At 52.4% G+C, this 11,886-nt stretch carries 8 protein-coding genes and 1 pseudogene; 6 read left to right on the forward strand and 3 right to left on the reverse strand.

The window, feature by feature from the left end:
• The first annotated feature begins 10 nt into the window (after positions 1-10).
• Positions 11-1,195 carry an acetyl-CoA C-acetyltransferase gene (locus SK34_RS03950; protein WP_048232424.1) on the forward strand — a complete coding sequence of 395 codons (1,185 nt, stop codon included), beginning with the start codon at positions 11-13 and terminating at the stop codon, positions 1,193-1,195.
• Positions 1,196-1,237: 42 nt separating this feature from the next.
• Here the strand turns inward: SK34_RS03950 and gyrA are convergent, their stop codons facing one another.
• Entirely contained in the window at positions 1,238-3,874 is a 2,637-nt protein-coding gene (gene gyrA / locus SK34_RS03955; RefSeq protein ID WP_003027598.1) for a DNA topoisomerase (ATP-hydrolyzing) subunit A, read from the reverse strand.
• 158 nt (positions 3,875-4,032) lie between these two features.
• On the opposite strand from gyrA, the gene ubiG reads away from it, so the two are divergent.
• From ubiG to SK34_RS25120, 5 genes and pseudogenes are all read left to right on the forward strand, one after another.
• Positions 4,033-4,761 (forward strand): bifunctional 2-polyprenyl-6-hydroxyphenol methylase/3-demethylubiquinol 3-O-methyltransferase UbiG, encoded by a 729-nt coding sequence (gene ubiG, locus SK34_RS03960; protein WP_003027601.1) that lies wholly within the window; start codon positions 4,033-4,035, stop codon positions 4,759-4,761.
• Positions 4,762-5,249: 488 nt separating this feature from the next.
• Positions 5,250-7,535: a class 1a ribonucleoside-diphosphate reductase subunit alpha gene (nrdA, locus tag SK34_RS03965; RefSeq protein ID WP_003027604.1), complete on the forward strand. Its 2,286-nt coding sequence runs from the start codon at positions 5,250-5,252 to the stop codon at positions 7,533-7,535.
• 110 nt (positions 7,536-7,645) lie between these two features.
• Positions 7,646-8,776 (forward strand): class Ia ribonucleoside-diphosphate reductase subunit beta, encoded by a 1,131-nt coding sequence (nrdB, locus tag SK34_RS03970; RefSeq protein ID WP_003027605.1) that lies wholly within the window; start codon positions 7,646-7,648, stop codon positions 8,774-8,776.
• Positions 8,776-9,030 carry a ferredoxin-like diferric-tyrosyl radical cofactor maintenance protein YfaE gene (gene yfaE / locus SK34_RS03975; protein WP_003027609.1) on the forward strand — a complete coding sequence of 85 codons (255 nt, stop codon included), beginning with the start codon at positions 8,776-8,778 and terminating at the stop codon, positions 9,028-9,030. The genes nrdB and yfaE overlap by 1 nt, the downstream gene beginning before the upstream one ends.
• A gap of 21 nt (positions 9,031-9,051) precedes the next feature.
• Positions 9,052-9,141 (forward strand): annotated as a pseudogene (locus SK34_RS25120) (hypothetical protein); the annotation flags it as partial.
• 62 nt (positions 9,142-9,203) lie between these two features.
• Here SK34_RS25120 and glpQ read toward each other — a convergent pair.
• Positions 9,204-10,271 carry a glycerophosphodiester phosphodiesterase gene (gene glpQ, locus SK34_RS03980; RefSeq protein ID WP_003839410.1) on the reverse strand — a complete coding sequence of 356 codons (1,068 nt, stop codon included), beginning with the start codon at positions 10,269-10,271 and terminating at the stop codon, positions 9,204-9,206.
• Between the two features lie 3 nt (positions 10,272-10,274).
• Positions 10,275-11,633: a glycerol-3-phosphate transporter gene (gene glpT / locus SK34_RS03985; protein WP_044701171.1), complete on the reverse strand. Its 1,359-nt coding sequence runs from the start codon at positions 11,631-11,633 to the stop codon at positions 10,275-10,277.
• Positions 11,634-11,886 lie beyond the last annotated feature (253 nt).

Raw genomic sequence — 11,886 nt, forward strand, 5'->3', positions numbered from 1 at the left:
GAACTGAAAAATGAAAAACTGTGTCATCGTCAGCGCGGCTCGTACCGCAATCGGTAGTTTTAACGGCGCACTGGCAACTACGGGGGCCGTCGAGCTTGGAGCAACCGTCATTAGAGCCGCTCTTGAACGCGCTCACCTTGACCCACAGCGCGTGGACGAGGTGATTATGGGCAACGTGTTGCAGTCAGGGCTCGGCCAAAACCCGGCGCGCCAGGCATTATTAAAAAGCGGCTTATCAGACACCGTTTGCGGCTTTACCGTCAACAAAGTGTGCGGCTCCGGCCTGAAAAGCGTGGCGCTTGCCGCCCTGGCAATCAAAGCGGGACAAGCCCAGACGATCGTCTCGGGGGGGATGGAAAACATGAGCCTGGCCCCCTACCTGTTAGACGCGAAAGCCCGTTGGGGGTATCGCCTTGGTGACGGGCAATTGTCTGACGTCATTCTGCGCGATGGACTGATCTGCGCCGAGCATGGTTACCATATGGGGATCACTGCAGAAAATGTCGCCAAAGAGTATGGCATTAGCCGCGAAATGCAGGATGAACTGGCTCTGCAGTCACAGCGTAAAGCCGTTGCCGCAATCGAATCTGGCGCATTTCAGGCTGAAATCGTGCCCGTGAGCGTATCGTCACGGAAGAAAACCATCATTTTTGATCGTGATGAATTCCCCAAAGCTGACTCGACGGCAGAAGGTCTCGCCGCGTTGCGGCCAGCCTTCGATAAAACAGGAACCGTCACCGCAGGTAACGCCTCGGGGATCAACGACGGCGCGGCGGCATTAGTGGTAATGGAAGAGTCTGCGGCACTGGCGGCTGGGCTAAAACCGCTGGCGCGGATCAAAGCCTGTGCCAGCGGCGGCGTGGCACCGGCAATGATGGGGATGGGGCCAGTTCCAGCCACGCAAAAAGCGCTACAGCTGAGTGGACTGCAGCTGTCCGACATCGATCTTATTGAAGCCAACGAGGCCTTTGCCGCGCAGTTCCTTGCCGTCGGCAAAACGCTGGGGTTCGATCCGCAAAAGGTTAACGTCAACGGCGGGGCAATTGCGCTGGGACACCCTATTGGTGCCAGCGGTGCGCGAATTCTGGTTACGCTGCTACATGCGCTACAGACACGGGATCAAACGCTTGGACTTGCCACGCTGTGCATTGGCGGCGGTCAAGGAATCGCGATGATCGTGGAGCGCATGAACTAAAAAAAGGGCCGGAGTTCTCCGGCCCTTCTTATTACGTTTTAATTACTCTTCAGCGTCATCCGCTGCATCATCATCGCTTTCCGCTTCAGGCGCGATATCCTCGTCACCTTCAGCTGCACTTCCGTCGATGGAGTCGAGCTCTTCATCATCAACCGGTTCAGCAACGCGTTGCAGACCCACAACGTTTTCGTCTTCCGCAGTACGGATAAGGATAACACCCTGGGTATTACGCCCTACCACGCTGATTTCCGACACGCGAGTACGTACCAGCGTACCTGCATCGGTGATCATCATAATCTGGTCGGTATCTTCAACCTGTACTGCGCCAACAACGGAGCCATTACGCTCGGTGACTTTGATGGAGATAACACCCTGCGTGCCACGAGACTTGGTTGGGTATTCGCTTTCCGCTGTACGCTTACCGTAACCGTTCTGCGTGACGGTCAGGATTGCCCCTTCACCGCGTGGAACGATCAGGGAAACAACGGAGTCTTCACCTGCCAGTTTGATCCCGCGAACACCGGTCGCCGTACGACCCATCGCGCGAACTGCGTTCTCTTTAAAACGCACCACTTTACCGGCAGCAGAGAACAGCATAACTTCGTCATTACCGGACGTCAGATCAACGCCAATCAGTTCGTCGCCTTCGTTCAGGTTGACGGCGATAATACCGGCAGAACGCGGACGGCTGAATTCGGTCAATGCCGTTTTCTTCACGGTACCGCTGGCGGTTGCCATGAAGACGTTGACGCCCTCTTCGTACTCGCGTACCGGCAGAATTGCGGTGATACGTTCGTTCGCTTCCAGCGGCAGCAGGTTAACGATTGGACGTCCACGCGCACCACGGCTCGCTTCCGGCAGTTGATAAACCTTCATCCAGTACAGACGACCACGGCTGGAGAAGCAGAGGATCGTGTCATGGGTGTTGGCCACCAGCAGGCGGTCGATAAAGTCTTCTTCTTTAATGCGTGCTGCAGATTTGCCTTTACCGCCACGACGCTGCGCTTCGTAATCGGTTAACGGCTGATATTTCACGTAGCCCTGATGAGACAAGGTCACAACAACATCTTCCTGGTTAATCAGATCTTCGATGTTGATGTCAGCGCTGTTCGCGGTAATTTCGGTCCGACGCGCGTCGCCGAACTGTTCACGAATCAGCTCCATCTCTTCACGGATAACTTCCATCAGACGATCTGCGCTGCCCAGAATGTGCAGCAGTTCAGCGATCTGTTCCAGCAGCTCTTTGTATTCGTCGAGCAGTTTTTCGTGCTCAAGGCCGGTCAGTTTCTGCAAACGCAGATCCAGAATAGCCTGAGCCTGCTGTTCAGTCAGGTAGTACTGACCGTCACGCACGCCAAATTCCGGCTCCAGCCACTCAGGGCGCGCGGCGTCATCACCAGCACGTTCCAGCATGGCGGAAACATTGCCCAGTTCCCACGAACGCGCAACCAGCGCGGCTTTCGCTTCTGCCGGGGTCGGCGCACGACGGATCAGTTCAATGATCGGATCGATGTTCGCCAGCGCAATCGCCAGCGCTTCAAGGATGTGCGCACGGTCGCGGGCTTTACGCAGTTCAAAGATAGTACGACGAGTTACGACTTCACGGCGGTGACGTACGAACGCGGCAATAATATCTTTCAGGTTCATGATCTTCGGCTGGCCATGGTGCAATGCAACCATGTTGATACCGAAGGAAACCTGCAATTGGGTCTGGGAGTAAAGGTTGTTCAGAACCACTTCCCCGACCGCATCGCGTTTCACTTCAATCACGATGCGCATACCGTCTTTGTCAGACTCGTCACGCAGCGCGCTGATGCCTTCTACGCGTTTGTCTTTTACCAGTTCGGCGATTTTCTCAATCAGGCGCGCTTTGTTTACCTGATACGGAATTTCGTGGACGATGATGGTTTCACGACCCGTTTTGGCATCCGCTTCGACTTCCGCGCGTGCGCGAATGTACACTTTGCCACGGCCGGTACGGTAGGCTTCTTCGATACCACGACGACCGTTGATGATCGCTGCAGTCGGGAAGTCCGGACCCGGAATATGTTCCATCAGACCTTCAATGCTGATGTCTTCATCGTCAATATATGCCAGACAGCCGTTGATCACTTCAGTCAGGTTGTGCGGCGGAATGTTGGTCGCCATACCTACCGCGATACCGGACGAACCGTTCACCAGCAGGTTAGGAATTTTGGTCGGCATGACGTCAGGAATTTGTTCGGTGCCGTCGTAGTTATCGACGAAATCAACCGTTTCTTTTTCCAGGTCAGCCATCAGCTCATGGGCGATTTTCGACATACGGATTTCCGTATAACGCATCGCCGCTGCGGAGTCGCCATCGACAGAACCAAAGTTACCCTGACCATCTACCAGCATGTAACGCAAGGAGAATGGCTGCGCCATACGAACAATGGTGTCGTAAACGGCGGTATCACCATGAGGGTGGTATTTACCGATTACGTCACCAACGACACGGGCAGATTTTTTATAGGCTTTATTCCAGTCGTTGCCCAATACGTTCATGGCGTAAAGTACGCGACGGTGAACCGGCTTCAGGCCATCTCGGACGTCTGGCAGCGCACGGCCAACAATGACCGACATCGCATAATCCAGATAGGAGCTCTTCAGCTCTTCCTCAATGTTGACCGGTGTAATTTCTCTCGCAAGGTCGCTCATCTAACCGCTATCCCTCTACTGTATCCCGGATTCAAAGGTCGCAAATTATAACACATACGTGAAGATTCAGGTAAATGGATTCCCCCTGACAGAGGCTTTATTCATCCCGTCAGGCTGATATACTCATTTGCATCGCAAATTTAGGAGTAGAAGCCCCAATGAATGCCGAAAAACCCCCGGTTACTCACAACGTTGACCATGAAGAAATTGCCAAGTTTGAAGCAGTCGCGTCACGCTGGTGGGATCTTGAGGGTGAATTTAAGCCACTGCACCGTATTAACCCGCTGCGTCTGGGCTACATTACTGAACGCTCAGGCGGCCTGTTTGGTAAAAAGGTTCTCGACGTCGGCTGCGGCGGCGGCATTCTGGCGGAAAGCATGGCGCGCGAAGGCGCAACCGTCACCGGGCTGGACATGGGCTTTGAACCGTTACAGGTCGCAAAACTGCATGCGCTGGAGAGCGGCATCCAGGTGGAGTACGTACAAGAAACTGTCGAAGAACATGCGGATAAGCATGCGCATCAGTATGACGTTGTGACCTGCATGGAAATGCTGGAGCACGTACCAGATCCGCAGTCGGTGGTCAGGGCCTGCGCCAGACTGGTTAAACCGGGCGGCGAAGTCTTTTTTTCCACGCTTAACCGCAACGGCAAATCCTGGCTGATGGCGGTGGTCGGAGCGGAATATATTCTGCGGATGGTGCCGAAAGGAACGCATGATGTGAAAAAATTCATTAAGCCCGCTGAACTGTTAGAGTGGGTTGACCAGACCGTGCTGAAAGAGCGTCATATGACCGGCCTGCACTACAACCCCATCACCAACACCTTCAAACTCGGTCCGGGCGTTGATGTGAACTATATGGTGCATACCACCGCCAAAAGCGAATAAACCAGCGCTCATGGCCTTATGACGCTGGATTGTAGGCCGGATAAAGCGCGCCAGCGCCGCCATCCGGCACGACTCCGGGCTTTAACGCCTGATGGCGCTTCGCTTATCAGGCCTACGTTATTACGCATCGCCTACCAATCCTGAGTAGTACCGGTACAGCAATTTTTGCGCCAGATCATAAGAACTTTCCTTACCTTAGATGAAGAAATCAGCACTCGATCAAAATTTCTATTTTTTTTCTCAATTATTGACATCCCCGCCAGGCCTTATAAGACGCGCACTTAGCGATTCTCACCCTTTTGCAACCTCAATTTAACCTCAAAATCAACTCTTGTGCTGAAAAGAATCCCTACTAGAATACTCACCATATAGCGTCTATTTTATCAAACAACCCCTACATATAGTATTTATCCACAGACTTAGTCACAACATGACTCTGTGGATAATATGGGGGATATTTTTTCTTTCACGGACAGGTAAAAAACCACATGAATCAGAGTCTGCTGGTGACAAAGCGTGATGGTAGTACAGAGCGCATCAATCTCGACAAAATCCACCGAGTTCTGGATTGGGCGGCAGAAGGACTGAATAACGTATCGATCTCTCAGGTCGAGCTGCGCTCCCACATTCAGTTTTATGACGGTATCAAGACCTCCGATATCCATGAAACAATCATCAAAGCTGCCGCCGACCTGATCTCCCGCGAAGCGCCGGATTATCAGTATCTGGCCGCCCGTCTGGCGATTTTCCATCTGCGCAAAAAAGCCTATGGCGAGTTTGAACCGCCAAAACTGTTTGACCATGTCGTGAAAATGGTTGAAATGGGCAAATACGACAATCATCTGCTGGAAGACTACACGGAAGAAGAGTTCAAGCAGATGGACTCGTTCATCGTACACGATCGTGATATGACCTTCTCCTACGCTGCGGTGAAGCAGTTAGAAGGCAAATATCTGGTGCAAAACCGTGTTACCGGTGAGATCTATGAAAGCGCACAGTTCCTCTACATTCTGGTAGCAGCCTGCCTGTTTTCTAACTATCCGCGTGAAACACGTCTGCAATATGTAAAACGTTTCTACGACGCCGTTTCTACGTTCAAAATCTCGCTGCCGACGCCGATTATGTCCGGCGTGCGTACCCCAACGCGTCAGTTCAGTTCCTGCGTTCTGATCGAGTGCGGCGACAGCCTTGACTCCATCAACGCAACCTCCAGCGCGATTGTGAAATACGTTTCTCAGCGTGCCGGTATCGGCATTAACGCCGGTCGCATCCGTGCGCTGGGTAGCCCGATTCGCGGCGGTGAAGCGTTCCACACCGGTTGTATTCCGTTCTACAAGCATTTCCAGACTGCGGTTAAATCCTGCTCTCAGGGTGGCGTACGCGGCGGTGCAGCCACGCTGTTCTACCCAATGTGGCACCTGGAAGTTGAAAGCCTGCTGGTCCTGAAAAACAACCGTGGCGTCGAAGGCAACCGCGTTCGTCACATGGACTACGGCGTACAGATCAACAAACTGATGTACACCCGTTTGCTGAAAGGCGGCGACATCACCCTGTTTAGCCCGTCCGACGTCCCGGGTCTGTATGACGCGTTCTTCGCCGATCAGGATGAGTTCGAACGTCTGTATACCCAATATGAAAATGACGACAGCATCCGCAAACAGCGCGTGAAAGCGGTTGAGCTGTTCTCACTGATGATGCAGGAACGTGCCTCTACCGGCCGTATTTACATTCAGAACGTGGACCACTGCAACACCCATAGCCCGTTTGATCCGGTTGTCGCGCCGGTACGCCAGTCCAACCTGTGCCTGGAAATCGCCCTGCCGACCAAACCGCTGACCGACGTTAACGATGAAAACGGCGAAATTGCGCTGTGTACGCTGTCCGCATTTAACCTGGGCGCTATCGAAAGTCTGGACGAACTGGAAGAGCTGGCCGTACTGGCGGTACGTGCGTTGGATGCGCTGCTCGATTACCAGGATTATCCGATTCCGGCCGCCAAACGTGGTGCGATGGGTCGTCGTACGTTGGGTATTGGCGTTATCAACTATGCCTACTGGCTGGCGAAAAACGGTAAACGCTACTCTGACGGCAGCGCCAATAACCTGACTCACAAAACCTTTGAAGCGATTCAGTATTACCTGCTGAAAGCGTCTAACGAGCTGGCGAAAGAGCAAGGCGCATGCCCGTGGTTTAACGAAACCACCTATGCGAAAGGCATTCTGCCGATCGATACCTATAAAAAAGACCTGGATGCTATCGTCAGCGAATCCCTGCATTACAACTGGGAAAGCCTGCGCGAATCAATTAAAACTCACGGTCTGCGTAACTCCACGCTCTCCGCTCTGATGCCGTCCGAGACCTCTTCGCAGATCTCCAACGCCACCAACGGTATTGAACCACCACGCGGTTACGTGAGCATCAAAGCATCGAAAGATGGAATTCTGCGTCAGGTCGTGCCGGACTACGAACACCTGCACGACGCATATGAACTGCTGTGGGAAATGCCGAACAACGACGGCTACTTGCAGCTGGTAGGTATCATGCAGAAATTTATCGATCAGTCGATTTCTGCCAACACCAACTACGATCCGTCGCGCTTCCCGTCCGGAAAAGTACCGATGCAGCAGTTGCTGAAAGACCTGCTCACCGCCTACAAATTTGGCGTCAAAACGCTGTATTATCAGAACACCCGTGACGGTGCGGAAGACTCTCAGGACGATCTGGTACCGTCCATTCAGGACGATGGCTGCGAAAGCGGCGCATGTAAGATTTAATCTTTTGCCGGGTGGCGTAGCGCTTACCCGGCCTACAAATTAATTCGCGGTATTGTAGGCCGGATAAGCAAAGCGCATCCGGCAGTACATTCCAGACAGGATTCTCATCAATGGCATACACCACTTTTTCACAGACGAAAAATGATCAGCTTCTGGAACCGATGTTCTTCGGCCAGCCGGTGAACGTCGCCCGCTACGATCAGCAAAAATATGACATCTTTGAAAAACTGATCGAAAAGCAGCTCTCTTTCTTCTGGCGTCCAGAAGAGGTCGATGTTTCTCGCGATCGTATCGATTTCCAGGCATTGCCGGAACATGAAAAACATATCTTCATCAGCAACCTGAAGTATCAGACGCTGCTGGACTCCATTCAGGGACGTAGTCCAAACGTCGCGCTGCTGCCGTTAATCTCGATCCCTGAACTGGAAACCTGGGTGGAAACGTGGGCGTTTTCTGAAACTATCCATTCCCGCTCCTACACTCATATTATTCGCAATATCGTTAACGATCCGGCGGTGGTGTTTGACGATATCGTCACTAATGAGCAAATCCAGAAACGCGCAGAAGGTATTTCCAGCTACTACGACGAACTGATCGAGATGACCAGCTACTGGCATTTGCTCGGTGAAGGTACGCATACCGTTAATGGCAAAACGGTTGTCGTAAACCTGCGTGAGCTGAAGAAGAAGCTGTATCTGTGCCTGATGAGCGTCAACGCGCTGGAAGCGATCCGCTTTTATGTCAGCTTCGCCTGCTCCTTCGCATTCGCCGAACGTGAACTGATGGAAGGCAACGCGAAAATTATTCGTCTGATCGCCCGCGACGAAGCCCTGCATCTGACCGGTACTCAGCATATGCTGAACCTTCTGCGCAGCGGTGTAGACGATCCGGAGATGGCGGAAATTGCCGAAGAGTGCAAACAAGAATGCTACGACCTGTTCGTACAGGCCGCGCTGCAGGAAAAAGAGTGGGCGGACTATCTGTTCCGTGATGGCTCAATGATTGGCCTGAACAAAGACATTCTGTGCCAGTACGTTGAGTACATCACCAACATCCGTATGCAGGCTGTCGGACTCGATCTGCCTTTCCAGACCCGCTCTAACCCGATCCCGTGGATCAATACCTGGCTGGTGTCTGACAACGTCCAGGTCGCACCGCAGGAAGTGGAAGTCAGCTCTTATCTGGTCGGTCAGATCGATTCGGAAGTTGATACCGACGACCTGAGTAACTTCCAGCTCTGATGGGCCGCGTGACTTTGCGCATCTCTGGCACACAACTGCTGTGCCAGGATGAACATCCTTCCCTACTTGCCGCACTCGAGTCGCACGATGTTGAAGTCGAATATCAGTGTCGTGAAGGCTACTGCGGCTCCTGTCGTACCCGCCTGGTGGCGGGACAGGTTGACTGGATTGCAGAACCTCTGGCCTTCATTCAACCGGGTGAAATATTGCCCTGCTGTTGCCGGGCAAAAGGCGATATTGAAATAGAGCTGTAACGCAAGGCGGGATAAAAATTGTTACTGGTAAAAGAGCCGCCGATGAACGGCAGCCCTTTATTTCTCCTGCAGGCATGTAGGAAAACGTTAACAGCAGACGGCCTTATCTAGCAGTTAATCACGTTTCGTCCAATAAGGCCTGTGACCGGAGGTGCATCACAGGCCTTATGCCATTACTCTTTATTCAGGAATTTCACTGCTTTGTCGGGGAAATCGGTGAACAGCCCGTCAACACCCGCTTTGTTATAAAGAATGTCATACAGCTGGTTTACGTCAGTGGTGTAATCCGGCAGTTGATCGGCGCGAACGGTATACGGATGCACCACCATCTTATTCTGATGTGCGTCCTGCACCATGCCAGTTAACGAGATATTGCCCTTCTTCGACTTCTCATCAATCAGCATGTGGTAGTCCGGCCCAATGCCGTCCGCATACTGCGCAACCTGCTTCATGGCACCCGGTTTAAACATCCAGTCGTAGTTGTAATTAACCCAACTGCCGTCTGGCTTTTTCTCCTGAGTTTCATTCCAGTCAGTGTACGCAATCAACTGTACCAGATTGAGATCCATCCCCATCTTCGGTTCCAGTTCATTCTTAATGCGCTTTAACTCTGCGACATCAAAACACTGCAGATAGACCTTGTCGTTCTTGTCGGTGTACCCGTACTTTTTCAGTACTTCCAGCGTCTTAGCCGCAATGTCCTTCCCTTCCTGATGATGGAACCACGGCGCTTTCATTTCCGGGTAAATGCCGATGTTTTTACCGGTTGAATGATTTAATCCCTGAACGAACTCAATTTCTTCTTCGAAAGTGTGCACACGGAAATCAGATTTACCCATCGGGAAACGCCCCGGGTAGGTCTGGACCTTTTTGCCATTTTCGATATCAAAGCCTTCAGTAAACTTCAGCGACTTGATCTCATCCAGCGTAAAGTCGATAGCGTAGTAACGCCCATCTTTACGCGCGCGATCCGGGAAACGTTCGGCAACATCGGTGACGCGGTCAAGATAGTGGTCATGCAGGACGACCAGATGGTCGTCCTTAGTCATCACCAAATCCTGTTCCAGGTAATCCGCTCCCTGAGCATAGGCCATCGCTTTCGCAGGTAACGTATGCTCCGGTAGATAACCGCTGGCGCCACGGTGCGCAATCACGACTTTATCTGCGGCAACCGCCGCGCTGCTCACAACCATACCTGCCAGCATCAGCGCCACGCTGAGACTTTTCAATGTGGTTTTCATCTATTAGCCCCCGTTACGCTTGAGCTGGATCTCTTCGTGATGGCGTTTTTCGCCAATCATGACGACTACCAGCAGAATAACCGCCAGCACACTACCGCCAATCATCACCATAAAGCCGCCGTCCCAACCGAAGAAGTCAACGGTGTAGCCGACAATGGCGCTCGCAGCCACAGAACCGCCGAGATAACCGAACAGACCAGTAAAGCCAGCCGCCGTACCTGCCGCTTTTTTCGGTGCCAGTTCCAGCGCATGCAGACCAATCAACATGACCGGGCCGTAGATCAGGAAGCCGATGATAATCATACAAGCCATATCTACGTTCGGGTTGCCTGCCGGGTTCATCCAGTAAACGATGGTCGCAATCGTCACCAGCGTCATAAAGAACACGCCGGTCGCGCCACGGTTTCCACGGAAGACTTTATCCGACATCCAGCCACACAGCAGCGTGCCCGGAATACCCGCATATTCATACAGGAAGTAGGCCCAGGATGATTTATCCAGTGCAAAATGCTTCACTTCTTTCAGGTAAGTCGGCGACCAGTCCAGGATGCCGTAGCGCAGCAGATAAACAAACACGTTAGCGATAGCGATGTACCACAACAGTTTGTTCGGCAGTACGTACTGCATGAAGATCTGCTTCGCAGTCAGCTCTTCTTCCGCTTTCTCGTTGTAATCGTCCGGATAATCGTTCTTGTACTCTTCGATTGGCGGCAGACCACAGGACTGCGGCGTATCACGCATCAAAGCAAAAGCAAACAGCGCGACAACGATCGCACCGAAAGCAGGCATGTACAGCGCCGCTTTCCAGTCATTGAACCAGGCCATACCCAACAGGAACAACAGAGGAGGCAGACCGCCACCCACGTTATGCGCACAGTTCCAAACGGAAACGATGCCGCCACGCTCTTTCTGCGACCACCAGTGCACCATGGTACGACCACACGGCGGCCAGCCCATCCCCTGGAACCATCCGCAGAGGAACAGCAGCACAAACATTACCGCGATGCTCGATGTCGCCCACGGCACAAAGCCCATAAACAACATCACTGCCGCAGCCAGTATCAGACCCGCTGGCAGGAAAACGCGCGGATTCGAGCGATCCGAAACGGACCCCATGATGAATTTCGAAAATCCGTAAGCAATGGAGATACCGGACAACGCAAAACCCAGATCGCCACGCGAGAACCCCTGCTCAACCAGATACGGCATCGCAAGGGCAAAGTTCTTACGTACCAGATAGTACGCGGCATAACCAAAGAAAATCCCCAGAAAAATCTGCCAACGTAATCGACGATATGTCGGGTCGATCTCCGCTGCAGGCAAACGCGCCGTGTGTGACGCTGGTTTAAAAATGCTCAACATAGTGTAGCCTCCGTGGCCGTCTTTCATTCGAAGTAAACACTGCAGTTCGTCATTACTACCCTACCGCTCCCAGTGTGGCCGCGATGTTAAGGAAAGATACATAACAAAAATGTGAAACGCAGCACATATTGTTACAGATTTATGACAAATGTTCATAAAGGCGCACGAAATCACGTTTCATTTTCGAATAATGAGCGATTATGCGCGAAATCAAACAATCCATGTTTTTTATGTGGCTAAATGATAAAAAACG

The organism is Citrobacter sp. MGH104, assembly GCF_001034485.1.
Classification (GTDB): Bacteria; Pseudomonadota; Gammaproteobacteria; order Enterobacterales; family Enterobacteriaceae; genus Citrobacter; species Citrobacter freundii.